This is a genomic window from Komagataeibacter europaeus (assembly GCF_002173515.1).
GTDB lineage: Bacteria > Pseudomonadota > Alphaproteobacteria > Acetobacterales > Acetobacteraceae > Komagataeibacter > Komagataeibacter europaeus.
The window spans coordinates 2,471,724-2,497,780 of sequence record NZ_CP021467.1; the positions used below are offsets into that span (position 1 = coordinate 2,471,724).

General features: G+C 62.7%; 27 protein-coding genes and 2 tRNA genes. 8 read left to right on the forward strand and 21 right to left on the reverse strand.

Features of this window, described 5'->3' with window-relative positions; all coding sequences use genetic code 11:
* Nucleotides 1–59 precede the first annotated feature (59 nt).
* From purH to S101446_RS11435, 8 genes are all read right to left on the reverse strand, one after another.
* A complete protein-coding gene (gene purH, locus S101446_RS11400) occupies nt 60–1,640 on the reverse strand; it encodes a bifunctional phosphoribosylaminoimidazolecarboxamide formyltransferase/IMP cyclohydrolase (RefSeq protein ID WP_087608397.1) in 1,581 nt (526 codons plus the stop codon).
* A gap of 113 nt (nt 1,641–1,753) precedes the next feature.
* Nucleotides 1,754–2,566 (reverse strand): aminotransferase class IV, encoded by an 813-nt coding sequence (locus tag S101446_RS11405; protein ID WP_087608398.1) that lies wholly within the window; start codon nt 2,564–2,566, stop codon nt 1,754–1,756.
* A complete protein-coding gene (locus tag S101446_RS11410) occupies nt 2,563–3,945 on the reverse strand; it encodes an anthranilate synthase component I family protein (RefSeq protein ID WP_087608399.1) in 1,383 nt (460 codons plus the stop codon). Before S101446_RS11410 ends, S101446_RS11405 begins: the two co-directional genes overlap by 4 nt.
* A complete protein-coding gene (ptsP, locus tag S101446_RS11415) occupies nt 3,938–5,776 on the reverse strand; it encodes a phosphoenolpyruvate--protein phosphotransferase (protein WP_019090719.1) in 1,839 nt (612 codons plus the stop codon). Before ptsP ends, S101446_RS11410 begins: the two co-directional genes overlap by 8 nt.
* The gene (locus tag S101446_RS11420) at nt 5,763–6,059 is read right to left on the reverse strand and encodes an HPr family phosphocarrier protein (RefSeq protein WP_019084923.1); all 297 of its coding nucleotides are present in this window, start codon (nt 6,057–6,059) and stop codon (nt 5,763–5,765) included. Before S101446_RS11420 ends, ptsP begins: the two co-directional genes overlap by 14 nt.
* Nucleotides 6,052–6,510 carry a PTS sugar transporter subunit IIA gene (locus S101446_RS11425; RefSeq protein ID WP_010509528.1) on the reverse strand — a complete coding sequence of 153 codons (459 nt, stop codon included), beginning with the start codon at nt 6,508–6,510 and terminating at the stop codon, nt 6,052–6,054. The genes S101446_RS11420 and S101446_RS11425 overlap by 8 nt, the downstream gene beginning before the upstream one ends.
* Nucleotides 6,507–7,478, reverse strand: a complete 972-nt coding sequence (rapZ, locus tag S101446_RS11430; protein WP_010509529.1) for an RNase adapter RapZ — start codon at nt 7,476–7,478, stop codon at nt 6,507–6,509. Before rapZ ends, S101446_RS11425 begins: the two co-directional genes overlap by 4 nt.
* A 134-nt stretch (nt 7,479–7,612) precedes the next feature.
* A complete protein-coding gene (locus S101446_RS11435) occupies nt 7,613–8,056 on the reverse strand; it encodes an HPr kinase/phosphorylase (RefSeq protein ID WP_010509532.1) in 444 nt (147 codons plus the stop codon).
* A gap of 36 nt (nt 8,057–8,092) precedes the next feature.
* Between S101446_RS11435 and S101446_RS11440 the strand changes: the two genes are divergently transcribed.
* Complete coding sequence (locus S101446_RS11440) at nt 8,093–8,515, forward strand: RidA family protein (RefSeq protein WP_010509534.1); 423 nt, start codon at nt 8,093–8,095, stop codon at nt 8,513–8,515.
* Between the two features lie 171 nt (nt 8,516–8,686).
* Here S101446_RS11440 and S101446_RS11445 read toward each other — a convergent pair.
* Nucleotides 8,687–8,762, reverse strand: a tRNA-Ala gene (locus S101446_RS11445).
* 159 nt (nt 8,763–8,921) lie between these two features.
* Between S101446_RS11445 and S101446_RS11450 the strand changes: the two genes are divergently transcribed.
* Both S101446_RS11450 and S101446_RS11455 read left to right on the forward strand, forming a co-directional pair.
* The gene (locus S101446_RS11450; protein ID WP_208620517.1) at nt 8,922–9,227 is read left to right on the forward strand and encodes a YggT family protein; all 306 of its coding nucleotides are present in this window, start codon (nt 8,922–8,924) and stop codon (nt 9,225–9,227) included.
* 102 nt (nt 9,228–9,329) lie between these two features.
* Entirely contained in the window at nt 9,330–9,776 is a 447-nt protein-coding gene (locus S101446_RS11455) for a YjjA family protein (protein WP_010509539.1), read from the forward strand.
* A 26-nt stretch (nt 9,777–9,802) separates the two neighbouring features.
* On the opposite strand, the gene hemJ is transcribed toward S101446_RS11455, so the two are convergent.
* The 3 genes from hemJ to hemE are packed head-to-tail and all read right to left on the reverse strand — an operon-like array spanning nt 9,803 to nt 12,023.
* Entirely contained in the window at nt 9,803–10,252 is a 450-nt protein-coding gene (gene hemJ / locus S101446_RS11460) for a protoporphyrinogen oxidase HemJ (protein WP_048850234.1), read from the reverse strand.
* Nucleotides 10,245–10,958: an HAD family hydrolase gene (locus S101446_RS11465; protein ID WP_010509543.1), complete on the reverse strand. Its 714-nt coding sequence runs from the start codon at nt 10,956–10,958 to the stop codon at nt 10,245–10,247. Before S101446_RS11465 ends, hemJ begins: the two co-directional genes overlap by 8 nt.
* A gap of 3 nt (nt 10,959–10,961) precedes the next feature.
* On the reverse strand, nt 10,962–12,023 hold the full coding sequence (gene hemE, locus S101446_RS11470) for a uroporphyrinogen decarboxylase (protein ID WP_029335489.1): 1,062 nt from the start codon (nt 12,021–12,023) through the stop codon (nt 10,962–10,964).
* 406 nt (nt 12,024–12,429) lie between these two features.
* On the opposite strand from hemE, the gene S101446_RS11475 reads away from it, so the two are divergent.
* The 3 genes from S101446_RS11475 (at nt 12,430) to S101446_RS11485 (ending at nt 14,267) form a co-directional block, all read left to right on the forward strand.
* Nucleotides 12,430–13,074: a Maf family protein gene (locus tag S101446_RS11475; protein ID WP_087608401.1), complete on the forward strand. Its 645-nt coding sequence runs from the start codon at nt 12,430–12,432 to the stop codon at nt 13,072–13,074.
* Between the two features lie 98 nt (nt 13,075–13,172).
* Nucleotides 13,173–13,248 (forward strand) — tRNA-Ala (locus S101446_RS11480).
* 419 nt (nt 13,249–13,667) lie between these two features.
* Complete coding sequence (locus S101446_RS11485) at nt 13,668–14,267, forward strand: dTDP-4-dehydrorhamnose 3,5-epimerase family protein (RefSeq protein WP_087608402.1); 600 nt, start codon at nt 13,668–13,670, stop codon at nt 14,265–14,267.
* 113 nt (nt 14,268–14,380) lie between these two features.
* On the opposite strand, the gene S101446_RS11490 is transcribed toward S101446_RS11485, so the two are convergent.
* The gene (locus S101446_RS11490; RefSeq protein ID WP_087608403.1) at nt 14,381–15,814 is read right to left on the reverse strand and encodes an MATE family efflux transporter; all 1,434 of its coding nucleotides are present in this window, start codon (nt 15,812–15,814) and stop codon (nt 14,381–14,383) included.
* Between the two features lie 520 nt (nt 15,815–16,334).
* Here S101446_RS11490 and S101446_RS11495 point away from each other — a divergent pair.
* Nucleotides 16,335–16,538 (forward strand): hypothetical protein, encoded by a 204-nt coding sequence (locus S101446_RS11495; protein ID WP_010508629.1) that lies wholly within the window; start codon nt 16,335–16,337, stop codon nt 16,536–16,538.
* A 71-nt stretch (nt 16,539–16,609) separates the two neighbouring features.
* On the opposite strand, the gene S101446_RS11500 is transcribed toward S101446_RS11495, so the two are convergent.
* The 7 genes from S101446_RS11500 to S101446_RS11530 form a co-directional block, all read right to left on the reverse strand.
* The gene (locus S101446_RS11500; RefSeq protein WP_010508628.1) at nt 16,610–17,548 is read right to left on the reverse strand and encodes an electron transfer flavoprotein subunit alpha/FixB family protein; all 939 of its coding nucleotides are present in this window, start codon (nt 17,546–17,548) and stop codon (nt 16,610–16,612) included.
* Nucleotides 17,549–17,550: 2 nt separating this feature from the next.
* The gene (locus tag S101446_RS11505) at nt 17,551–18,300 is read right to left on the reverse strand and encodes an electron transfer flavoprotein subunit beta/FixA family protein (RefSeq protein WP_019084912.1); all 750 of its coding nucleotides are present in this window, start codon (nt 18,298–18,300) and stop codon (nt 17,551–17,553) included.
* Between the two features lie 71 nt (nt 18,301–18,371).
* Nucleotides 18,372–20,012 carry an electron transfer flavoprotein-ubiquinone oxidoreductase gene (locus tag S101446_RS11510; RefSeq protein WP_087608404.1) on the reverse strand — a complete coding sequence of 547 codons (1,641 nt, stop codon included), beginning with the start codon at nt 20,010–20,012 and terminating at the stop codon, nt 18,372–18,374.
* 146 nt (nt 20,013–20,158) lie between these two features.
* Nucleotides 20,159–20,800, reverse strand: a complete 642-nt coding sequence (locus S101446_RS11515; protein WP_042710766.1) for a 2OG-Fe(II) oxygenase — start codon at nt 20,798–20,800, stop codon at nt 20,159–20,161.
* 54 nt (nt 20,801–20,854) lie between these two features.
* Nucleotides 20,855–22,222, reverse strand: coding sequence for an oxygen-independent coproporphyrinogen III oxidase (hemN, locus tag S101446_RS11520; RefSeq protein WP_087608405.1), 1,368 nt, complete (start codon nt 22,220–22,222; stop codon nt 20,855–20,857).
* A 4-nt stretch (nt 22,223–22,226) separates the two neighbouring features.
* The gene (locus tag S101446_RS11525; RefSeq protein ID WP_010508623.1) at nt 22,227–23,012 is read right to left on the reverse strand and encodes an OmpW/AlkL family protein; all 786 of its coding nucleotides are present in this window, start codon (nt 23,010–23,012) and stop codon (nt 22,227–22,229) included.
* A gap of 119 nt (nt 23,013–23,131) precedes the next feature.
* The gene (locus S101446_RS11530) at nt 23,132–23,596 is read right to left on the reverse strand and encodes a hypothetical protein (RefSeq protein WP_029335373.1); all 465 of its coding nucleotides are present in this window, start codon (nt 23,594–23,596) and stop codon (nt 23,132–23,134) included.
* A 229-nt stretch (nt 23,597–23,825) separates the two neighbouring features.
* Here S101446_RS11530 and S101446_RS11535 point away from each other — a divergent pair, with 229 nt between their 5' ends.
* Complete coding sequence (locus S101446_RS11535) at nt 23,826–24,590, forward strand: Crp/Fnr family transcriptional regulator (RefSeq protein WP_010508619.1); 765 nt, start codon at nt 23,826–23,828, stop codon at nt 24,588–24,590.
* Here S101446_RS11535 and S101446_RS11540 read toward each other — a convergent pair.
* Nucleotides 24,587–25,849 (reverse strand): AI-2E family transporter, encoded by a 1,263-nt coding sequence (locus S101446_RS11540; protein WP_244184209.1) that lies wholly within the window; start codon nt 25,847–25,849, stop codon nt 24,587–24,589. The genes S101446_RS11535 and S101446_RS11540 overlap by 4 nt on opposite strands.
* Nucleotides 25,850–26,057: the final 208 nt, after the last annotated feature.

The following is a 26,057-nucleotide window of genomic DNA, read 5'->3' on the forward strand; positions in this document are numbered from 1 at the left end:
CACCGGGCGTGCTATCTCATGCCATCCCCGGCGCGCAGGCAAGGGGCCTTGCTGTGGGATCAGTGCCGGAAATGACGCATACCTGTGAAGACCATGGCGATGCCAGCCTTATCGGCGGCGGCGATCACCTCGTCATCACGGATGGAGCCACCGGGCTGGATCACGGCGGTCGCCCCCGCGGCGATTGCAGCTTCCAGACCATCCGCAAAGGGGAAGAACGCATCCGACGCCACGACGCTTCCCTGGGTCAGTGGATGGTCGATGCCCGCTGCCTTCGCGGCGTCTGCGCTTTTGGTCGCGGCGATACGCGCGGAATCAACGCGGCTCATCTGTCCCGCGCCAATCCCCACCGTGCTCTGGTCCTTGGCATAGACGATGGCGTTCGACTTGACGTGCTTGGCCACGCGGAAGGCAAAGATCAGGTCCGCCATTTCCGCTGGCGTCGGCGCGCGTTTCGTCACCACCTTCAGCGCATCGGGCGTGATGCGGCCATTATCGCGTGTCTGCGCCAGGAAGCCACCCGCCACCGAACGCACAACCACGCCACCGGCTGCCGGGTCAGGCAGGGCGCCGGTCAGCAGCAGGCGCAGGTTCTTCTTGCGGGCAAGGATCTCACGCGCTTCGGCACTGGCGTCGGGGGCGACGATCACCTCCGTGAAGATCGCGGCGATGCGTGACGCCGCCTCGGCTTCCAGCGTGCGGTTGAGCGCCACGATCCCGCCAAAGGCCGAAACCGGGTCACAACGCAGCGCCCGGTCCCATGCTTCGGCCTGCGTCGCCGCCACGGCCACGCCACACGGGTTGACGTGCTTGACGATCACGACGGCCGGGGCGTCGAATTCGGCCACGGCCTCAAACGCCGCGTCGGTGTCGTTGATGTTGTTGTAGGACAGGGATTTGCCCTGCACCTGCGTCGCCGTCGCCACACCGGGGCGGGTGGAGCCATCGGTGTAGAAAGCCGCCTTCTGGTGCGGATTTTCGCCATAGCGCAGGCTTTCGCGCTTTTCACCCGCCACGATCATGCGCGGGGGCAGCACCTCGCCTTCCTGGCCTGCGAACCATTTCGCGATGGCGGCGTCATAGGCGGCCGTGCGGGCATAGGCCGCACCGGCAAGCTTCCTGCGCTGCGCCAGCGTGGTGCCACCGTTTTCCAGCGCGGTGATGATTTCGCCATACTGCGCCGGATCGGTCACGATGGCGACATGGGCATGGTTCTTGGCCGCCGCGCGGATCAGGGCCGGACCGCCGATGTCGATGTTCTCGATGCAGTCCTCCGCGCCCGCGCCGGACGCCACCGTGGCCTCGAACGGGTACAGGTTGACGGCCACAAGGTCGATCGGGGCGATCGCGTGTTCTTCCATCTGGCTGACATGCGCGGGCAGGTCACGCCGGCCAAGGATGCCACCATGCACCTGCGGCACCAGTGTCTTGACGCGCCCATCGAGGATTTCCGGAAAACCGGTATGTTCGGACACATCACGCACCGGGATGCCGGCTTCGCGCAGGGTTCGGGCGGAACCACCCGTCGAGAGGATCTCCGCGCCATGGGCGACAAGGGCGCGGGCAAGGTCAAGCAGGCCCTTCTTGTCGGAAACGGAAATCAGGGCACGCCGAACCGGCACGGTCTTCGGGGGGGTCATCAGCAGGTGACCTTTCACGCAAGCTGGAAATGGGCCAATCCGGGTGGATTAGTCCAACCGCGTGATGCGGGGCAATAAGCGAAATGCCATAACTGGCCCGTCTGGGGCGGAAATCAGCCCTGACAGGCGGCCCGAAGGGTCGCCAGCAGGTCGGGACGGCGTGGAAATGCAACCCCGTCCCATTCCACAACTTCCCGCACGGACAGGCTGTTAAGGGTGAAGACCGCCGTCGCCTGCCGCAACAGCGCGGGGGAAATACGGCCCACCTGCACGATCCCTGCATCCACCAGCACCCCACGGGCCGTTCCGGGCAGTGCGCCATCGCTGACCGGGGAGGTTACAGCCTGCCCGTCAATGCAGGCGACCAGCGTGCTGGCGCTGGTTTCGGCCACGAAACCCGCATGGTTGAGCATGATGGCGTCATCCGCGCCCTGTTCCGCCGCCTCCATCCGCGACAGGATGGATGGCAGGTAATTCAGGCTTTTTATCCGTGACAGGATACTGCCCCCGTCACGCCGGTGGGACGCGGTGACCAGACGCACCGGGGTCGCGGGCGGCAGGCCGGCTGCCGCGGTCAGCAGCAATGTCGGCGAGACCTGCGCAGGCGGCAGCAGCCCGCGTGGTCCCACACCACGGGTGCAGGTCAGCCGCAATGACCCCGTTTGCAACCCGCAGGCGTCCAGCAGGGCCGCAATACCCACGGCTATGGCCGTCCGGTCGGGGGGTGGCAGCCTGATGGCCGCCGCCCCCTGCGCCAGACGGTTCATGTGACGGTCAAGATGCCGGACCTGTCCCCCCGCCACGCGCATGGTCTCGAACAGGCCATCCCCCAGCAGGAAGCCCCGGTCCGCCGTGTCCACGCCTGCCCCCCCGTGGGGCAGGATCCGGCCATTGAGCCATATGGGCAGGGAAACGGGTGCGGTCATGGGGACGCTCCATCCGGGCTGTCATGGAAAATATCCAGCAGGGCCGCGATTTTCAGCTGCATTTCACGATATTCGCGCATCGGGTCGGATTCAAAGGTGATGCCCCCACCCGCCGCCGCGATGATGCGCTCCGCCGTCATGGACAGCGCGCGGATGATGACGGAACTGTCCATGGCCCCATCGCACCCGATCCATGCCACCGTGCCGCAATAGGCCCCGCGGGCGGAGGCCTCCAGTTCATCAATGATCCGCATGGCGCGGTGCTTGGGCGCGCCCGTAACCGAACCCGGTGGCAGGGTGGCGGCCAGCAGGTCGAATGCATCACGCCCCGCATGCAGCTGCCCCGTGACCTCGGACACCAGATGATGGACATGGGCAAACCGTTCCACGCCGAACAGTTCGGGCACGCTGACGCTGCCGATACGGGCCACGCGGCCGATGTCATTGCGCATGAGATCCACGATCATCAGGTTTTCGGCCCGCTCCTTCGCATCATGTCGCAGACGGTGGGCCAGTTGCGCATCTTCCGCCGCCGACCGGCCACGCGGGGCGGTGCCCTTTATGGGCCGGGTGCGCACCGTGCCATCGGGACCAAGGGCGAGAAACCGCTCGGGCGAGGCGCTGAGCAGGGCGAATGCCCCGTCACATGACAGGAAAGCCCCGAACGGCGCGGGGGATCCGGCCCGCAATGCACGATAGACCTCCACCGGCGCCAGGCCGGCGGGACGGGCCGCAGACATGCGCCCGGTCATGTTGACCTGAAACACCTCGCCCGCCGCAATCCGCTCCACTGCCTCCGCCACACCGGCACGATAGGCCGCGCCATCCTGATCCGGGCTGAAAGGCAGGGCGGGCAATGCGGGGATCGCCCCTGCCGAACCAACGGCTTCCCACTGCGCCACAAGACGGGCGATACGATCGGCAGGCAGGGCCATGGCATCATGACCCGCCAGCCATGCCCGGCCATGCAGGCGATCAAGGACAAAGGCATGGTCATAAATACCGAACGCGGCTTCCGGCTGCATGGGGTCGTCCCCATGCCGGGTCATGATGCCCGTCCCGCGCAGCCCTGCGCCGTACCCGATAAATCCGACCGCGCCACCGGCAAAGGGCAGACCAGCGGGACAGCCGCCAGCAGGCAGGCTTTCCCGCAGCACCGTCAGCAGGTCAGGTTCCGCCGCCACGCCATCCAGCCAGCATCGGCCTGCACGCTGGACCACCACATGCACCGGGTCGCGGCAGATGATGATCCATCGTGCCCGGTCACCAACCTCGCCCCCGCTATCCAGACAGGCAAGCCAGGGCAGATGCCCCCACGCCGCAAGGATGGCGTCCACATCCCGCCAGGGCAGGGGCAGGCTTACGCCGTCCCTAGCCATCCCCGGGGTGCCGCAGGTCGTGGGTGTAGGTTGCCAGCATGGTGCGGACTTCCTCCCCATCCGTCGCCTCCAGCGCACGGCAGGCCATACGGCGGCAGTCATCCATGGCGGCTGCCCGGATCGCCCGCTTGACCCGTGGTACGGCGGAAGCATGCATGGAAAAGGACCGTACTCCCAGCCCCACCAGCAGCGGTACCGCCAGCGGATCGGACGCCAGTTCTCCACAGACGGAAACCGGCCTGCGCTGGCGCAGCCCCGCATCCGCCGTCATGCGCACCAGACGCAGCACTGCGGGGTGCAGCGGGTCATACAGGGCCGCAACATCCGCCGCCGCCCGGTCGGCGGCAAGGGCATACATGGTCAGGTCGTTGGTGCCGATGGCCAGGAATTCGGCTTCCTGCGCCAGCACATCGGCCATGAGTGCGGCGGCGGGCGTTTCAATCATGATGCCAAGCGGCGGCAGCGGGTCGGGAATTTCCACCCCCCTGCGCCGCAGCCTGCGCCCGACACGGGCATAAATGTCACGCGCGGCCCGCAATTCCCCCACCCCGGACACCATGGGCAACAGGACCCGCACCGGCCCCGCATGGGCCGCGCGCAGGATGGCGGCGAACTGCGTTTCCAGCAGGGCGCGATGCTGGAGCAGCAGCCGGATGCCACGCACGCCCAGCGCCGGATTGACATCGCCCCCATTGCCAATACCCACGCGCGACAGGGCATCGCTGTTTTTTTCACTGCCCCAGTCCACCACGCGGATCGTGACCGGATCGCCTGCCATGGCCTCGATCAGGGGCAGGTAGATGGCTTCCTGCCGCGCTTCGTCAGGCAGGGTATCGGTATTCATGAACAGGAATTCGCTGCGCAGCAGGCCAATGCCCGCAGCCCCCGACTGCGCCACCATGGGCAGTTCGGCCGGGATTTCCAGATTGGCCTGCAGCGTCAGCACCTCACCGCTGGACAGGCGGGCGGGCAGGCGACGCAGGCGACCCAGCATCTGGCGTTCACGTGCATAGGCCGCGACATCCACCCGTGCCGCCGCCGCCGTGCGGCTGGAAGGGCGGATAACGACATGCCCCGTCGTCCCATCCACCACCAGGCGCGTGCGCCGCCGCACCTGCGCCAGCAGCCCGTGGGCGGCCAGCACGGCGGGAATGCCCAGCGCACGCAGCAGGATGGCGGTATGCCCGGTACTGCCGCCTTCTTCCGTCACGACGGCGGCAATGCGGGAGGGATCGATCAGGGCGGCATCTGCGGGGCGCAACTGCTCGGCGACCAGAATGGCCCCATCAGGCAGGGTGGAAAAGGAACGGTAGGGCGTGCCACTGAGGTTACGGACCAGCCTGCGCCCGATTTCACGGAATTCGCCCGCACGCCTGCGGGCCGCCACCGCGTCCTCCCCCTGCGGCGCGGGACGACCGGGGGGCGCGAGCATAAGGGCCGCCAGCGCCTCGGTTTCCTGCATCACGGCGGCTTCGGCCAGCATGCCATGTTCCAGCCGGGCCTCGATCCCGCGCCGCAGCCGCGAGGGGCCAAGCATCCGGCGATAGACTTCCAGCAGGGAGCCGATTTCCACCTGTCCATCTTCCGGCAGCAGCGCCAGACGGTCATGCAGGCGGCCAAGCTGGGCCACGGAACGGCCTATGGCATCGTGCAGGCGGGTGCGTTCATGGGCAGGGTCACAGTCCCGGCGCGCCATGTCCACCGGCGGCGGGGCCGGTTCATGCGCAACGGCGGCCTGGCCGATCGCGACGCCGGGGGAGACAGGCTGGCCTTCCAGCCGGACTTCACCCGCGCGGGGACGGCGCGGGGGACGACGTTCAGTCGTCTTCATCAAACCCGGCCCCGACCAGCCGCGCCAGCGCCGCAAGCGCCTGCGGCCCCTGGGGGCCGGTGGTGGTGATGGTGATCGTCTCGCCCCGGCCCGCACCCAGCATCATGAGTCCCATGATGGAATGGCCCGAAACCGTCATGCCTGCATGGGTGACATCAACGCCTGCATCGAATTTTTCCGCGACCGTCACGAATTTCGCGGCCGCCCGCGCATGCAGCCCACGCTGGTTCACGATACCCACATCCATCCGGTGCGGCACGGGCTGTATCGCTGGTTCAGCCACCGTGGCCTGCCACGCTGTCCGCCTCATTCACGCATTCCCCCACACCCGACAGGCATGCCGCCGGCAGGTGGGAGGCGACGGATATGTAACGCCTGCCCGCCGATTCCGCACCATTGAGGCATTCGCGCATATCCGCATGAATGCGCATCTGCGCCAGCTTGACCAGCATGGGCATGTTCACCCCCGCCAGCACTTCCACCCGGTCGGTTTCCAGCACGGAGACCGCAACATTCGATGGCGTGCTGCCAAACATGTCGGTCAGCAGGATGACGCCCTGCCCGCTATCGACCGAGTCGATCGCCCGCTGCAGGGCATCGCGGCATGTACCAGGCAGGGCGGTGGCGGTGACGTTGAACACCGCTGTCTGCGCCTGCGGGCCGACCACGTGTTCGAGTTCCCCCTTCAGGGTCTCGCCAAGCACACCATGCATCACGAACACAAGACCGATCATTTCGGGTCCGTCTGCTCCGTTGTTTCGGGCAGCCCGCGGGGCCGGTTGGCCCACCGCCAGCTGCTGCGGCCCTGACGGGCCAGTTCACGATGCATGATCACCACCGGCCATGCATCATGTGGATGGGTATTGCCCGCACGTTGTGCAAGCCGGAGGGCGAGCGCCTCCACCAGCGTGACGGAACGGTGCCGCCCACCCGAACAGCCTATGGCGATGGTGGCGTATTTCTTTCCTTCCCGCACGAAACGCGGCAGCACCAGTTCCAGCAGCCCCGCGATACGGTCGAGGAATTCCTGATAATCGGGATCACGGGCTACGTAAGCCGCCACATCCGCATCCAGCCCGGTCATGGCGGACAGGGCGGGGTCATAATAGGGATTGGTCAGGAAACGGGCGTCGAACACCATGTCCGCTTCACGCGGGAGGCCCGCCGGAAAGGCAAATGACATGAGGGCGACCGTCAGGCCGTCGAGTCCCCCCGCCGTCCATTCCCCGAAACGGGCCTCGACCAGCTGCCGCAGTTCCGGCGGCGGCAGGTCGGAGGTGTCGATCACCACATCCGCCGCTTCACGCAGGGGGGATGTCAGGGCGATTTCGGCCTCGATCCCTTCCTTCACGGTGCCATGGACGGCCTGCGGGTGACGTCTGCGGGTGGCGGTATAGCGACGCAGCAGCACGCTTTCCTCGGCTGTTGCGTAGATCAGTTCCGCATTCAGGCCCGGGTTGACGCGCAGCCGCGCCAGCGCCGCCAGCACGGCGGATGCATCGAACCCGCGCGTGCGGGAATCCACGCCAACCGCCACGGGGCGTTCGGCACGGGCCACGATTTCATCGAGCATGCCCAGCGGCGGATTATCGATCACCTCATGCCCCAGATCCTCCAGAATACGCAGAATCGAGGACTTGCCCGCGCCGGACAGCCCGGTGACAAGCAGGATACGACGGGGAAGAGGTGTGTCTTCATGCATGGTGTCAGTCACGCAAAACCCTGACTTCTGTCAGCCACATGCCCAATGACAGATCGCTGTATCATGGCGGGATCGAAACCTTTTCTCGAACCCATTGTTCCCTGAACGGGCGACAATGGAAAGTGGCGACGATATCACATCTGCCTTCCATCAAGCAGTTGCCTGCGACCGGCGATGCAGTCCAGCACCAGCCCGATCCGGGCGACAGCGGAAGGCTGCGCCGGATCAATGAAGAATACCGGCTGTCCCACGACCTTATCACAGTGTGGCGGCGGAGGGAGTCGTGGTGGAAGGTCAGCCGGGGAAACCAGCCTTGCAACCGCCACAACGCGCACGCGCGCACGGTAGCGCATGCGCACGATCCCGATGCCGCGCACCTCCAGCAGTCCGGCCAGGGGTGCGGGCGCACTGGCCCAGCCTTCGTGCAGGCAGACCCGGTCATCGGCCACCAGATCATAGCCTGCGTCAATCAGGCGCAGCAGCAGGTCGGACTTGCCCGCCCCTGACGGGCCGGCCAGCACGATGCCCTGCTCCCCCCGCGCCGCACAGGACGCATGGATCTGGACCGGATCATTCATGGGAAAGGGACTTAACGCAAAGTCATCATTTCGGGGATGGAAAATTTTTTATGGACAAAACATGACCATTTTGTGATTCTGGCTTCAATGGAAGAAAACATGCCGTTCCACCCTTCGCCGGAAATACATATCCGGCATCTGACCGGCGTCGATGCCACGACCGGACAGTTCCCGACGGAACTGTTTCCCCAGATCAGGCAGGCACTGGCAACGGGCATGGCCCGGCTGGGTCAGCAGGGCATGACTGCGGAAAACGTGACCCGCATCACCTTCACCCTGCGTGAGACCGATGGCTTCAGCGCCTGCTTTCCCCTTCTGAACGACCTGTTCGGCCGGACCTGTCCAGCAACGACGCTGCGGCTGGTCAGGCAGTTCGACCGGGACGGGCAACTGGCGGAAATCGAACTGTTGGCCCTGCCCGCACAGGCTGGTGACGCAGCGTTCCAGGAATCTGTTTAAAAATTAAACGTTTCTGGGTTCTGTCTTTTTTTCAGGGAGCGTCACCAGAAACGTCCCTGATTTCCACAATATCCTTGTGGTCAGCCTGCCTGAAACAGTCCCGAGCCCCTGACCACGGATCCGGCCCCATGGGTAAATCTGTCGGATAAGACTATTCGGGGGAAAGGAAAGTGGTGGAGCTGAGGGGAATCGAACCCCTGACCTCCTCATTGCGAACGAGGCGCTCTCCCATCTGAGCTACAGCCCCACATTCCTCGCGCGATACATACCGTGCGTGGGCCGCAAGTCAAGACCCATTTTTGGGATGGCAATCACCTTCCTTACCTGCCCGCCCTGTTCATGGCGGTTGTATGCGGGCATGACGGACACTAAATTCCAGTTCCCATCATCCATGAAGGTTGGCCCGTTGATCACCATTATCTTTAACCTGCTGGCTGAACTCATACAGCTTTATTACTATGTGGTGATGCTGGCCTGTCTGTTCAGCTTCCTGCTGGGGTTCGGCATCCTGGATCCACGCAACCAGATTGTCTGGAACATCTCGAACTTCCTGTTCCGCATGACCGAACCGGTCCTGCGTCCCATCCGGAACATCATGCCCAATATCGGCAACATCGACCTCAGCCCGCTCGTCCTGCTGCTGCTGCTGCAGTACGTGCTGATGCCGGTCATGAGCAAGATTTACGGGATGCTCATGGTCGGTATCGCATAAAAGCCGGGGCTGCGGGCTATCCACCGTGCGCCGGAGACGGATATAACAGGCCATACAGGCCTTGGCTTTCCTTCGGCCCGGATTTCAGGAGTTTATCATCACATGACAAAAATGAACCGTTTCCTGGCTCTCGCCGCGGCCCTGCCACTTGCTGCCGCCCTGTCCGGCGCGCCCGCACATGCACAGGGTTTTGGTGACCTGACCGGTGGTTCGGGCGGGCTGGGCAAGGCGGGCAGCCTGCTTTCGGGCAGTGGCCTGAACGTGCCGTCCGTCTCCTCGCTGGCCCCTTCCAACGTCACGGGCCTGCTGAGCTACTGTGTCGAGAACAATTACCTGAAGGGCAACAGCCCCACCACGCTGCTTTCGTCGCTGAAGCAGAAGGCGGGCCTTGATACCTCCAGCAGCCAGTATTCCAACGGCCAGAACGGTATTCTTGACACCGGCAATGGCAACACGTTCTCGCTGTCATCGCTGAGCGGCAACCTGAAGCAGAAGGTGACGACCAAGGTGTGCAACGCCGTGCTGAAGCAGGGCAAGTCCCTGCTCTAATCCGGCCAAATGTGTGTCCGCCCGGTTCAGAACGGGCGGACAACCACCATGATGACGATGACCATCATGAGAACGGTCGGCACCTCGTTCGCCATGCGGTAGAACCGTTCGGGCCGCGTATTGCGGTCATTGGCGAAATCCCGCCGCCAGCGCCCGCATGCGCCATTAAATCCCGCCATCAACAGCACACAGGCAAGCTTGGTGATCCACCAGCCGGAATGCCAGTCGATCAGCCCCGGAATGGCCGACAGCAGGCCACCGAACAGGAACGTGCTGATCATGGCCGGCATCATGATGAACCGCAGCAGCTTGTATTCCATCACCTTGAAGCGTTCGGATTCAGCCGTGCCCGCCGCCACCTGGCAGTGATAGACAAACAGCCGCGGCAGATAGAACAGCCCCGCCATCCATGCGATGAACGACATGATGTGGAATGCCTTCAGCCACAGCATGATGGAGGCCAGCGCATCAATCATGCGCGGCGCCCTGCTGTTTCTGGCTGTCCAGTATACGCCGCAGCAACGGCACGAATTCATCAAGATGCGTGATCCGCAGCAACCCCGGCCATGATGGCGCGGGCAGGTCGGCGGCCCGCAGCAGCACACATCCCATGCCCGCCGCCTGCGCCGCGCGCGCACCGGTATCGGTATCTTCCAGCACGATGCAGTTTTCAGGCGGAACACCCTGCGCCTTCGCCGCCGCCAGGTAGACGGCCGGGTCCGGCTTGGGCTGGCCCATGTCGCGGGCGGAATGGATGTGCGCGGGCGCGATCAGGGCATCGAGCCCGGTACGACCGAATTTTGCTTCCATTTCCATGACCGAGGAATTGGAACCGATACGGTAGGGTAGCCCGAGGCCCGCTACCCCACGCAACATGGCGGGGGCACCGTCTATGGTCTCCGCCTCACTGCGCATGAGGGTGACAAGGTTGTGCTGCATCTGCGCGGGCCAGTCATCAGGCAGGGTGATGCCCTCCGCCTGCTCGATCTCATGCTTCAGCGCCGTCAGGGCATGGCCCGCAAAACGGTGAACCGCGTTTTCATCGCTTATGGCAAGGCCATATTCGCGCAGGTTGCGGGCAATCATGCGGCATGACGGCCCTTCACTGTCGATCAGGACACCATCACAGTCAAAAATGACCAGTTTGAGCGCGCCATCAGGACGCAGGGCGGCAGGCAGCATCGTTCATACATCCCGTATGGTCTTGATCAGGTCACCCACATGTTCGGGCGGCGTAGTCGGAATGACCCCATGGCCAAGGTTGAACACATGCGGGCGGCCCTTCATCGCATCACGGATGGCGCGGGCCTCGGTGCGCATGCCCTCACCTCCGGCCAGCACGCGGATCGGGTCGAGGTTGCCCTGCAGCACCAGCGTATCGGGCACCTTTTCCGCCACGGCCTTCATGTCCGCCCCGGTGTCGAGCGCCATTGCGTTCACGCCCGTCACATGCCCGTACTCAATCGCCATAAGCCCGGCCAGGCGCGGGAAGCCGATCACCGGCACGCCGGGATGGCGCGCATTGATGATTTCGGTAATCCGCCGCGCGGGTTCGATGACATGCCTGCGGAATTGCGACGGCGGCAGAAGCCCCGACCAGCTGTCGAACAGCATGACCGCTTCCGCCCCGGCCATGATCTGGTCGCACAGCATGTCCGCCGTGGCAGTGGTCAGCAACTCGATCAGCCGGTCGAAGAATGCCGGATCGGTATAGGCCAGCCTGCGCGTTTCCTCGAACTCACGCGAGCCATGGCCTTCCACCATGTAGCACGCCACGGTGAACGGAGCGCCGGCAAAGCCGATCAGCGTGACCTGCCCCGGTTTTGCAGGACCGATCGCATCCGGCCCGTCAACGGCCTTGCGCAGCCGTGCCAGCGTTTCCATGACCGGCTGCGTCGCCTGCTTCACCCGCGTGGGGTCCAGGCGCTCCAGGTCGGCCATCGAACGGACGGCCCCAAGGACGGGGCCCCGGCCGGGCACGAATTCCAGGGATTGTCCCATTGCCCATGGCAGGATGAGGATATCGGAAAACAGGATCGCGCCATCCATGCCAAAGCGGCGGATGGGCTGCAGCGTGATATCCACTGCCATGTCCGGTGTCATGCAACGGGTTATGAAATCCGCCTTTTCACGCAATGCCCGGAATTCTGGCAGGAACCGGCCCGCCTGCCGCATCAGCCATACCGGAGGTGGCCATGTTGCCTCTCCCAACAGGGTGGCGAGCAGGGGTTTGCGTGTTTCAGTCATCGATCCGTCGTTCTGTTTCGTTGTGGCCGGACTATCTCGTACTTTCGCCGTGACGGATAGCGGGCAGGTGAAACGCGCGCGCTTCTTTCAAAACAATAAAAGAAAAGAGAAAGAAATTTTTTGATGTGCTTTAAGTGCTGTGGATGACGGGGTACCCACGTTTCCGAAAACGTACCCCACTTTTCCCACAGAGTGTACAGTTTCCGACTCCAAGGATTCCCGTGGGCGTGGGAAGTTATCCAGATTGTACCGACATGACCCTGTGTACAACCCACCGCGAACGGAGGTGTACCCGTTGTCCACGGTACTCGGTACGGCACAGAATTGTTTGGAGTACTGTCCCCATGTACCCCAGTACTCGAACGCACCGAATTTCCTGTTTCACTTCGGCAGTACGGAGAGGGCGATGCCAGACGACTCGAATTTAGTACTAAAGCCGCCGCCATTACAGGCGGAGTCGCCGCCGATAGTACTGGCCAGCCGTTCTGCCGCGCGGCGGAGTCTGCTGGAATCGGCAGGGATACGGGCGGATTACCGTGCGGCGGATGTGGATGAACATGCCATTCGCGACCATGCCCGCGCCCGCGGGATGGAAGCGGGCCAGACAGCCCTTGAACTGGCCCGGGCCAAGGCGCGCGCCATCAGCATGGACAATGGCGCGGCCGTGATTGGCGCGGACCAGATGCTGTCATGCGATGGGGCATGGTTTGACAAGCCGGAAAGCATGGACGGCGCCCGGCAACAGTTACGCACGCTGCGCGGCAGGCCGCATGTGTTGCATACGGCGGTGGTGATGCTGCGTGACGGGTGCGAGACATGGCGGCACGTCGCCTGCCCCGTGCTGCACATGCGTGCCTTCAGCGATTCCTTTCTGGAACGTTACCTGGCGCTGGAGGGGGATGCGATTCTGTCCTGTGTCGGGTGTTACCGTCTGGAAGGCGCGGGCATTCACCTGTTTTCCCATATAGAAGGGGCGCATTCCGACATTATGGGGCTGCCGCTGCTGCCATTGCTGCAGGCGTTGCGGGCTCAGCGTCTCATCATGCAATAAATTGGTTTGTAGGGGGTTGCATTGCCAGGATCTTACGGTTATACCCCGCGAACCAGACCACGGCGGGCCATGAAAAATGGTCGCTCAGTCAGGACAGTGGGGCCATAGCTCAGTTGGGAGAGCGCCTGAATGGCATTCAGGAGGTCAGGGGTTCGACTCCCCTTGGCTCCACCAGATTCCTTATCTGGTACCCCCTTTCGAAATAAAACATCTGACGGGTTACTAGGTAGACTGGTAAAAGGTCTACGAACCGAAGTGTCCTGAAGACGTTTTTGGTGAGGCTTCTTTCAAAAAGCTTCAAGGAATACTGTCTTTTTTGGAAAAGGCGGTACCTGGAAACTTTTATTGCTTTTCATCAACGGCCTGTTTTGAAACAGCCACTGGACCTGTGCATGCAGTCCGTTTCCGGACTGCCTTAATCGGTTCGTAATACGTGCTGCGTTAAAACTGCATTTCATACGAATGAAACACGTAACCGGTTCGGCGTGTTCCCGACCGAATGAAAAGCAGATCCGGATGCAGATTTTAAGTGATCGCCCACCCATGCCCGCATCGGGGCATGACCTGTCGCCCGTATGTCAGGCACGGAGCGGATGATGGACCGGCATCCCGTCCTGCCTGTCACATCCGCCGGGTATGGGGGGCAGGACACCGAACTGGCGGCACTGTCGCTCAGCGGGGTGTATGTGCTGACATCCCGATCAGGTCACCATGCCAGTCCCGATCCCGCCCTTTTGCACCGGATCGGTATGGAAGGGGATTTCACATACAGTACCTGCCTTCTGTCACATCACAGGAATCATGTCAGGGGTCTGTCCTGTCAGATAGAACCCGCCCCGCAGGGCAGGCTTGTGCAGTGTGAACGTGGGGCGGTGTGGAATGTGGTGGTTGACGTGCGCACTGGCTCCCCCACTTTCGGGCAATGGGTTGCGGAGACTCTGAGCGCGGGAAATGGCAGACGGTTATGGATTCCGCCGGGTTTCCTGCATGGATCATGTACGCTGGATGACCGGACGGCGATCCGTTACCACTGCACCACCCCACCACAACGGCAGTACGAACGGACCGTGCGCTGGAATGATGAAGCACTGGGGATCGGGTGGCCCGTGGCGGACACGCAGGCCGTCCTGTCCCGGCGGGACCTGTTGGCGGCGCCCTTTTTCAGCGTGATCGACTGGTTTTATTATGCCTGATTATAAAAGATTTTTTTATAAATTGTTGATAAACATAAAAGTTTTTGGTGACCCCTTTGAAAAAAGCTTCACCAGAAACTTCTTTTCTTTGCCCTTTCGGGGACGTCGACCTGTCAGGTGGAATGATCGAGTTCGTCGAGTTCGATCATGCCCGCCTCCCCCGTCTGGGCAGGCGGGATAACCGGCATGGCCTGCTGCGTTGCCCTGTCGCCCGGATGCAGCCTGCGGACCACGCCAAAGGCGGTCACGACCGCACAGGATCCGAACAGGACACACCCCAGTACCTGTCCCACCTGCACTCCGGCCGGGCCGAATTTCATGCCGAACCAGACGAACGGAATGGTGCCCAGCGTCGCCCGGCCCCAGTTGAACAGGGTGGAATAAAGCGGGAAACCCAGATTGTTGAAGGCGGAATTGGCGACAAACAGCATGCCGATAAAGACGTAACCGGCAATGGTCCAGTTGCAGAACAGGTGAATCAGCATCGCCGCCGTGCCCTGCGCCGAAAAGACCCGCACCACCATGTCCTGGGTCAGGAACAGGACAACCCATGTAATCGCCACGCACAACGCCACCAGCCACAGGGACGCCACCAGCGTGGCGCGCACCCGGTCCAGCTTTCCTGCTCCCAGGTTCTGTGACATGATCGGTCCCACCGACCCTGTCAGGGCAAAGACAAAGGCGAACGCTACCGGCACGATCCGGTCGATGGTCGCCTGCCCCGCCACGGCGGCCAGGCCGAAGCTGGCCATGGCGTGGGTGACGAACACCCCGCCGACCGGGGTCGCCAGATTGGTCAGGATGGCGGGCATGGCCACCTGCGCCACCAGCCGGGTATCCGTGATGACATGGGTGCGCACCGGCAGTGCCAGCAATCCATGACGGCGCGCGCACAGGAAACCTGCCACCGCCACCGCCAGGCGTGACAGGATGGTGCTGATCGCCGCCCCCTTCAGCCCAAGCCCCATCACCACGATCAGCAGCGGGTCGGCAATGGCCGAGATCATGGCCCCCATCAGGGTCACGTTCATGGAAATGCGTGCCGCCCCGATGGCGCGCAGCAGGCCCGAACATCCCATGCCCGCCGCGATCAGCGGCAGGCCGGGTGAGACGATTTCAAGGAAAAGGGTGGCCTGGCGGGCCGCTTCCCCCCTGGCCCCCAGCAGCGCAAGCAGTGGTGCCGCCAGCCATGCCGTGAATATACCGATCACCAGGCACGCGCCAATCATGAAGATCCCGAAGGAGGACGCGACCCGTTGCGCCTGTTCCATCCTGCCCGCGCCAATCAGCCGCCCGGTAATGGCCCCGATGCCGATGGACAGGCCGATGGACACGGCGATCTGCACATAGCTGATCACGCCCGAAAACCCGATGGCCGCGGTCAGTGCGGGATCCCCCAGCCAGGAGATGTAGAAAAGATTCAGCAGGTCGACAATGAAGACAGCCATGAGCCCGATGGCCCCGGTCCCCGCCATGACAACGACGTGGCGGACAATGTGCCCCGTGCAGAAGGCGGCTTTTGGTCGGGTTGCGGTATGTCCCCCCATTCGGGTGTCCTGTCTGCTGGCGTTCATACGGTCAGGCCAGAGCTGCCGCGATTTCTGGGTGCATGATGCGGGCCAATGAAATCTGGCACAAGGCCCATGTCGTGCCTGTCTTTTTCATGTAGCCTGAAAAAACATTGTGATGGCGTGTATATACTGTCAGCGCATTGTGCGGTGCAAAATAAACGGAATGATTGTGCAGTGCAAAAAAAGTAAAATTTCATTTTTATTTATATTTATGTTGACCAGTTAAAATAAGCATGGCATACAGAATCACACGAAGCGATCAGGCTTCCATAAATACAAAGAACATTCGGTAAAAATACCGAAATGGATGCAACACCCCCAGTGTCAGCATTCCCCTGCAGGGTTCCCTCATGACGGGGGAACCCTGTTTTTTTGCGTATGGCATAAAATAACGGGGTGCCATCCGTCTTTTACGTATCTTGTCACCGTTGGCTTTCTCTACCCTGTCGCTGGTTTCCAAGCCTGTGGGGACCATTCCGTTTAGGGAGAAATACCAATGTCCAGACTGACTGCGGCCGAACGCAACGCCTTGCCGGATTCAGCCTTTGCCCTGCCGGGGCGGCGTTATCCGATACCCGATGCAACCCACGCACGTGACGCGCTGGCGCGCGCCAGTGAAATGCTGCATCGCGGTGACCTGACACAGCAGGAATACGATACCGTCGTCGCCCGCGCCCATGCCGTGCTGGAAGAGGAATAGTCACGCATGAAAAAGGGGCGCGGAAGTTTCCCTCCGCGCCCCTTCCGCATGCCTTATGAAGCGATCAGGCTTCAGCCCGCCTTGTCCAGTTCAGCTTCAAGCTGCGGCAGGATGGTGAACAGGTCGCCCACGATTCCGTAATCCGCCACCTGGAAGATCGGCGCTTCGGGGTCCTTGTTGACCGCAACGATGACCTTGCTGTCCTTCATCCCGGCCAGATGCTGGATCTGGCCCGAAATCCCCATGGCGATATACAGTTCCGGCGCCACGATCTTGCCGGTCTGCCCGACCTGGTATTCGTTGGAAACGAAGCCCTTGTCCACTGCCGCGCGCGATGCGCCGATTGCCGCACCCAGACGGTCAGCCAGCGGTTCCAGCAGCTTGAAGTTTTCTTCGTTCAGCATGCCGTTGCCGCCCGATACGACCACGCGGGCGGATTCCAGTTCCGGGCGTTCGGACTTCGACAGTTCGGTGGCGATGAAGGTCGATCCACCCGGGCCCGCGGGCAGGGCCACTTCCTCGATCGTGGCATTGCCGCCTTCGCTTGCAACCGGGTCGAAGGAAGACGCACGGACCGTGATGATCTTTTTCGCATCCGCCGACCTGACCGTCGCCAGCGCGCTACCGGCATAGATGGGACGGACAAAGGTATCGGCGTCATTGATGGCGACGATATCGGGGATCGGCTGTACATCCAGCAGGGCGGCCGTGCGCGGCAGTACGTTCTTTGCCGTGGCCGAGGACGCAGCCAGGATATGCGTGTAACCCGCCGCCAGTTCCGCCAGCAGGGCCGCTACCGGCTCGGCCAGTTCGCTGTTGCCGGTGGTATCGGTCACCTGCAGCACCTTTTTCACGCCCGGGATGGCGGCGGCGGATTTCGCGGCGGCAGCCGCGTCCGGCCCGGTGACCAGCACATCGACATCACCCAGCCGGGCTGCGGCCGCAATGGCGGAACGCGATGCCTGGCGGATCGCCCCGCCTTCATGATCCAGATAAACGAGTACGGTCATGATCAGATCACCTTTGCTTCGTTACGCAGACGCGACACCAGTTCCGCTGCCGAGTCGAGCTTGATCCCCGCCTTGCGTTCCGGCGGCTCGGCAACCGAGACCACGCTCAGCCGCGGCGTCATGTCCACGCCCAGATCGGCAGGCGTGATCTTTTCCATCGGCTTCTTGCGCGCCTTCATGATATTGGGCAGCGAGGCGTAGCGTGGCTCGTTCAGGCGCAGGTCGGCGGTGATGATGGCCGGCAGCGCCAGCTTCACGGTCTGCGACCCGCCATCGATCTCACGCGTGACGGTTACCGCGCCATCGGCTACTTCCACCCTGGAGGCAAAGGTGGCCTGCGGGCGGCCCAGCAGGCCAGCCAGCATCTGCCCGGTGGCGTTCATGTCATCATCAATGGCCTGCTTGCCAAGGATGATCAGGTCGGGCTTTTCCTTTTCCACCAGTGCCTTGAGCACCTTGGCCACCGATAGCGGCTCGGTCACCACATCGGTTTCCACCAGGATGGAACGGTCGGCGCCCATGGCCATGGCCGTGCGCAGCGTGTCCTGCGCCTTGGGTTCGCCAATCGAAACCGCGATGATTTCGCTCACCACGCCTTTTTCCTTCAGGCGCACGGCTTCCTCGACCGCGATTTCATCAAACGGATTCATGGACATCTTGACGCCGGCGGTTTCAACACCGGAACCATCGGCTTTCACTCGCGGCTTGATGTTGTAATCAATCACGCGCTTAACGGGTACAAGAACCTTCATTGCATATTTGCCTGTCTGTCTTCGGATAAGGGCAATCGGTGTGGCGGATACATACCGTACCCGCCGCATGATTACATCCCGCCGGGATAGTTCGGGCCGCCTGCCCCCTCCGGCGTGACCCAGTCGATGTTCTGGGCGGGGTCCTTGATGTCGCACGTCTTGCAGTGGACGCAGTTCTGCGCGTTGATCTGCAGGTGCGGGTCCGTGGCCTCATCCGCCACTTCATACACGGCCGCCGGGCAGTACCGGCTTTCGGGCGAACGGAAAACATCCCAGTTCACCGTCTTCCACAGCGACATGTTGCGCACCTTCAGGTGGACCGGCTGGTCTTCTTCATGGTTGGTGCTGGACAGGAACACCGAGGACAGGCGATCGAACGTGATCTTGCCATCGGGCTTGGGGTAGCTGATCTTTTCCGAAATCGAGGCCGGTTCCAGCACTTCGTTGTCGCCGTGGCGCGTATGCAGCGTCCATGGCGCACGGCCACGCAGCAGCATGGCGTCGATGCCGGAATACAGCGCGCCGCCCTTCATGCCGAATTTGGCGAAGGCGGGGCGGATGTTGCGCACCGAACGCAGTTCCGTCCACAGCCAGGAATCCCGGATGCGGCGGGTATAGGAACCCGGTTCCACCCGGTCTGTCGCCAGTGCTTCCGCCACGGCTTCCGCCGCCAGCATGCCTGACTTCATGGCCGTGTGGGTGCCCTTGATCTTGGGCACGTTCAGGAAGCCCGCCGTGTCACCGATCAGCGCCCCGCCGGGGAAGGTCAGGCGCGGGATCGACTGGATCCCCCCTTCGGACAGCGCACGCGCGCCATAGGCGATGCGGCGTCCGCCCTCGAAATACGGGCGGAAGGCCGGATGCAGCTTCACGCGCTGCATTTCATCAAACGGGGACAGCCAGGTGTTGGGATAATCCAGTCCCGTGACAAAGCCGTAGGATACCAGATTGTCACCAAAATGGTACATCCACGCCCCGCCATAGGTCCGGTCATCCAGCGGCCAGCCAAAGCTGTGCTGCACCAGGCCGGGGCGATGCATTTCCCTGGGGATTTCCCACAGTTCCTTGATGCCCAGCCCATAGGTCTGCGGGTCCACGCCCTTGCGCAGGTTGTACATCGCCGTGACCTGCTTGGTCAGTGATCCACGGCAGCCTTCGGCGAACAGCGTGTATTTCGCGCGCAGTTCCATGCCCGGCGCGTAATTGTCGCCCGGTTGGCCATCGCGGCCGATCCCCATGTCACCCGTTGCGACGCCGGTTACCCGGCCGCTGTCATCCACCAGCACTTCCGCGCCTGCGAAACCGGGATAGATCTCGACGCCCAGTTCTTCGGCCCGGCCCGCAAGCCAGCGGCAGAAATCGCCCAGGCTTACGATATGGTTGCCGTGGTTGCTCATATGCGGCATCACGCGGCCAAGGAACGGGATTTCAAGGCTGCCCTTCCGTGTCAGGTAGAGCATCTGCTCCTCTGTCACGGGGGTGTTCAGCGGGGCCCCTTCCTCGCGCCAGTGCGGCAGGAGTTCCGCCAGCGCGCGGGGTTCGATCACGGCGCCGGACAGGATATGGGCGCCAATCTCGCTGCCTTTTTCAATCAGGCAGACGCTGGCATCGGGGGCTACCTGCCGCAGCCGGATTGCCGCCGCCAGGCCCGATGGGCCGCCGCCGACAATAACGACATCAAATTCCATAGTCTCGCGCGGGGTCTCGCTCATACCTCTGTTGTCCTCTTGCGTCATGACCGGGATGACATGGGATGAATGGGATTACATTTTATAACTGTGCTTCCTAGAACCGTTTGGGGCGCGAATAAAGGCTTGTTGCGCATTCCGTGCCCTACGGGCGTGCAATGGCGGTGCGTTTACACTGCCTGTATCCTGCGGGCCAGTTCCTCCGTCGCCCGCCATTCGGGGCCGACGTAATTGACGATCAGCGTCCTGCGGGTGGCGGCCAGCGGGCGGGGGACGAAGCCGTGCCACGACTGCGCGGACGGAATGAACAGCAGCCCCGAGTTGAACACGCCCGAAGCCCGTGCGACGGGGTCGCCCCGTGGTGTCATGAGGTCCGTTCCCCATTCCGCCGCCTGCGCCCCCATGGACAGCGAAACCAGCAGCGTGAGCCGCTTGGCCCCGATATCGGTATGGGGTTCCAGCCAGAACCCATCCGTATCAAGGCATAGTTCAAGCCGCAGGGCCGCGTTTTCAAGGTGCGCGCCGCATATGTCGGTAAAGGCGGCACGGGTCTGTGCATTGTCGAACAGGTCCGCCAGTTGCGCCAGCGCTGTGCCGGCCGCCTGCAGGGCCGGGGTGATGAACAGCCGGTGCCCGTTGCGGCCCGCCCGCTGTCCGCCACTGTCGCCACCCATGAAATGTGGATCCGGGACCCATGCCACCAGCGCCGCGGCCACCGGGGCGGGCAGCACGTCATATAGCTGCCAGTGCGCAAAGGGCCGTGGCGTGACCGGTGTGGCGGCAAGGGCCGCGATGACGCAATTCGTTTCCATGAATGGGTATTCTGCTGCTTGGGCCATTTTGCCACAGGGGCCTGCTGCCTGTGGTTACAGGGCGCTGGCGTGGCGGGTGGCGCTGTCGGCCGTCAGGTAGCGGTCAAAGACAGCCGCGACGTGGCGCACGAAACTGCGCCCCTTTTCCGTAACCCGTACCTGCTGGTCCGCAATGTTGACCAGCCCGTCTGCCACCATGGGCGCAAGACGGGACAGTTCGGGGGCAAAATGGCTGGCAGGCAGGTGATGCTGCGCACAGACCTGCCCCAGGTTGACCTGCATGTCGCACATCACCTGTTCTATGATCGCGGCGCGGATGTGATCGTCCGGTCCCAGGCGCACGCCACGCACGACGGGTAGCGTGTCCGCGTCTGTGGCCATGAGCCGGGCATAGGCGGCGGATGATACCGCATTCTGCGTCATGCCGCCGGGCAGCGAGGAAATGGCCGATGCCCCAACCCCGATCAGGTTTGGCGCGCTGTCGGTGGTATAGCCCTGGAAATTACGGTGCAGGGTGCCCGTGGCCAGGGCGCGGGCCATGCTGTCACGCGGGCTGACGTAATGATCCAGCCCGACCGGCAGGAACCCTTCGTCACGCAGGGTCGCGTCAATCGCTGCGCGCTGGGCAATGCGTGCCTGCGGGCCGGGCAGGTCGCCCACCGGCATCAGGCTCTGGCGTTTCTGCTTCCATGGCACATGCGCGTAACCGAATACCGCCAGCCGGTCCGGGCGCAGGCTGGCCACCGCGCGCGCCGTACGCGCGACACCTGCCGTATCCTGCCGTGGCAGGCCATAGATCAGGTCGATGTTGATGGAGTCCACCCCGGCATTTCGCAGGGCGTTCAGGCAGTCGCTGGTCTGTTCCCAGCTCTGGATCCGGCCACAGGCGTCCTGCACGTCCGCATCAAGATCCTGCACGCCCATGCTGGCACGGTTGAACCCGAGTTCATGCAGCAGGGCGGGATAGTCGGGGGGAAGATGACGGGGATCGACTTCGATGCTGATTTCAGCATCCGCGGCAATGTCGAAATCCCGGCGGATGGCCTGCATCACGCGGCGCATGGCGCTGCCCGGCAGGGTCGTGGGCGTGCCGCCACCCCATTGCAGGTGAGTGACGCGGCGACCGGGGCCGATCAGGGCGATGATGCGGCGCAGTTCCTCATGCAGCAGGGCGGCATAGGCGGCCCGGGCATCCACATTGCGCAGCACGGCGGTATTGCACCCGCAGAACCGGCATAGCGTGTCACAGAAGGGAACATGCAGGTAAAGGGAAACCGGCTGGTCCGCCGGGAGGGAGGATAGCCATGCGCGGCTGTCCTGCGGCCCCACCGCATCACTGAACTGTGCTGCGGTGGGATAGCTGGTGTAACGCGGCAGGTTGCCCCCATAGCGGGAAAGCAGGGAACTGTCCGCCGCGTTCATGCCATTAGAACCGGTAGGCGATACCGGCGGAAACGACGGTCGGGTCCAGCGAGTCGTGGGCCGTGACATGCACGCTTTCGCTGGAGTTTTCAGCCCATGCGTGCATGCGCACGAACATCTGCTTCACGTCGAAGTTGAAGAACCAGTTGCCAACCAGCTGGTAATCCACACCGGCGTTGATGGACGGGCCACCGGTGAAGCCGGAGTTCAGCTTGCTGGTCAGGCCGTTGTTCGCAGCACTCATGTTGTGGAACCACATGAACGTGCCACCCACACCCACATACGGGTTCAGGCGCTTGTGCGGACGGAAGTGCCACGCGACGGTTACCGTCGGCGGCAGCACCCAGGCGCTGCCCACGTCAAGCTTGCCGCCCACGGCGCCGCCTTCGGCCGCCACTTCATGACGGGTGCTGGTTGCGATCAGGTCCAGCGAGATGTTGTCGGTCACGAAGTATTCGAACGTCAGTTCCGGCATGACCTGGTTGGTGGTCTTGATGCGGGTGCCAACCAGCGGCGCGCCGTTGGCCCAGACGCGGCTGTCGCGATCTTCGGGCAGCACGCCCACAGCGGACAGGCGGATCATGAAGTCACCCTTGCCCAGGCCGATCTTGGTGGTCGAGCAGGTCTGGAAGATCCCGCAGTGACCCTTGGGCTGTGCCACGGGCACGGGCTTTGCCAGCGGTGCGTTGACGTAGGTGGAGGGCGCTGTCGTCTGCGCATGGACCGCGACAGGGGCCAGTGCCGTGGCGCCCAGTGCTGCCGACATGGCGAGTTTACGGATGTTCTTCATCGTGAGCAGACCCTAGTTTATTCCGGCTGGCATGCAGGCGGGATCGTTAAGAATGTTCAATTTGATTTGTCAGGTGCAGAAATCACGCCCACCTAACATTCGGCTTTGATATGAATCAATCAGGATGGGTGAAGTATTTCCTTATTATGGTCCAGCCTGACTGTTCTTTCGGTAATGTGGCTTGTTGAACACAGTTTCCGGACCGTGGCGTCCTGATTTAGCACCCGGTTACTATGGGACAGCGTGCGTATTGCATCACACCCCATTTCGCGGGCCAGTGTTTCCATGGCGGGCAGCAGTGCATCAATGATCTTCTGCTGGTGGGTATAGGACAGGGTCAGGATGTAATCCGCCGTCAGCGTGTCGCCCGAATACAGGTCGAACCCGCGGCGGAAGGTGGCCATGGCGCAGGGTGGCCGGCCGGGGCCGTAATGGGCGACCAGGATGCCTTCATGCACGCGCGTTCCCGGCCGGGCCATCCTGCGTCCGATGCGTATCCAGTCCCGCAGCGAGATATGCGGCAGCGATATCCGGATCAGGGGATAAAGGAGCGGCACATCTGTACGGTCCAGTCGTCGGACCATGGGCGGGGGGACGGCCTGCACGCGTCGGATTTTCCTCAAAGGCTTGGGGATTTTTCTGTGATACGTGTCTGTTTACCCGATATTTCCCGGCGGAATGCATTGATTTACATCAAACCATCCGCCATACTCGGCGCTCTTGGCAAATGCATTAGTGTATTTCTAGGGAGCCAGGCATGTCCGGTTACTTCGGCGCCGGAACGCAGGCGCCTGAAAGTGATTAGGAATAATTATGTCGGATATGCCTTCGTGTCAGTTTGAATCGAGGCCTCGGCGTATCGTCATCGGCGCGGGTGGTGCACAGACCGATTTCTGCACGACATGCAGCGTCCGGCCCACCAGCGTATGCAGCGTGATCGGGCCGGATGACATTTCCCGCCTGTCCGAAGCGGCGGTGGAAACCATCATTCCCCCCGGTCGCGGCTTTATCGAGGAAGGCGCGCCGGCGACCGACTTTTTCAATGTCACCTCCGGCACGGTCAAGCTGTTCAAGGCATTGCCTGATGGACGGCGCCAGATCACGGGTTTCGCCTCACCGGGGCATTTCCTCGGCCTTGCGGTGTCGGACAATTACGCCTTTGGCGCGGAAGCGGTGGATACGGTAAGGGTATGCCGTTTTTCACGCGACAAGATGGCCGACCTGCTGGATGATTTTCCCAAGCTGGAACGCCGCCTGCTGGAAGAGGCGTCCAATGAACTGGTCGCGGCCCAGAACCAGATGCTGCTGCTGGGACGCAAGACCGCGCGTGAGCGCGTGGCCAGCTTCCTGCTGGACCAGATGCACGCAAGCCAGCTGCCCGGTCAGGAAAATGGCGGCCGCCTGCACCTGCCCATGACGCGGGGCGATATTGCCGACTACCTTGGCCTGACCATCGAAACCGTCAGCCGCACGCTGAGCTGGATGCGCAGCCAGGGCATGATCGAAGTCGGCAAGGGCTATGCCATCACCATCCTGTCGGTGGCGAAGCTTGATGTGCTGGCGGCGGGCAATAGCTAATCATCTTCAGCCGGCCTGTCGTCGGACAGGTCGGCTGCATCCGTAAAGAGCGGTTTGGGTGGGGTGGTGCGTGCCGGCCCCCCCACGATGTGGCCGATCGGGGTCAGGATCTCCACATGGTCACAGATGATCTTGAAGACCGCCAGCAGGGGCACGGACAGGAACGCCCCGAAAATACCCCACAGCCAGTCCCAGAACATCAGTGACGCCATGACCAGCACCGGGTTGAGCGTGAAACGACGCGCCAGCACCATGGGGGTGATCGTCTCGCCTTCCGTCAGGTGGATGCACAGGTAAATGGCGGGTGGCAGCAGCGCCTGCCACGCGGACGGGTAAATGAACAGCCCCACGAGGAAATAGATGATGATCCCCATCATCGGCCCGATAATGGGAATGTAGTTCAGCAGGAACGCCATGACCCCCCACAGCAGCGGGTTGGGCATGCCCAGCAGCCAGCACTGCACCATGTTCACCAGCCCGACCAGGCTGTTGATGATGGTGATGGTGGCCAGGTACTGCGAGACATTGCGTTCGATCTGGTAGGCGATCTGTACCGTGCGGCGCTTGTCGGCAAAGGTGGGCATGATCTCCACAAAGCGGCGCAGCAGGCTGTCCCCCTGCGCCAGCAGGAAGAACAGCATCAGGATCATGGTGAAGAACTGGCCCATGAATGCCTGCGTGCCCAGCAGGATGGAGGAACTGAACCGGTCCAGCCCGCCCCCGCCGGGGTTCGAGACCACAATGACATGCCCGTCAGGCGTATCGGTCACGGATGCCGGGTGGTCCACGTGGCCGCCCGCAATGGTCATGAAATTGTGGATGCGGTCGGATGCGCTGTTCAGTAGCTGGAACGGACCGCGCAGGAAGGCCAGCCGTTCCTGCAGCGTATTGATCGCCTCTGGCGCGCGTTCCAGCCAGCCGGTGGCGGGCACGGAAATGGCGGTGCCCACCGCGCCGACGACACCGAATACACACAGGATCAGGCACAGTGCGGCCAGCGGCTTGGGCAGATGCAGGCGCGTATGCAGGAAGCGCAGCGGCGTGGACAGCAGCAGGTTCACCACCAGCGCCAGGATCATGGGCAGGATGATGGCGGATGCGAAATACAGGGTGTAGAAAACCGCCAGTACACTCAGCAGCAGCAGGCAGGCGGTGCGTGTGTCGATGCGGCTGTGGCGCATGACCTCTATGGCGCGCTGCTGCTGTATCTGTTCGTAAGAGGGCTGTTGTGGTGGGGTTGGCTCTGTCTCGGGCGGCATCAATCAGGTCCTGAGGTAGTGCTGGCGTGGCCCCAATGGGTTTGGCGTTTCCTGTGCCCGCTTGTCATTCGTATCGTACCAATCCGTTCCTTATGGCGATATATGAAAGGCAGGACCAAGGTTTTTGGCACATTCCCGCTACGCAGCCATTGCAGGGGCGGGGGTCGGGTACACGCTAACGTGAATTTTTGGACCCCATATGGCGGGA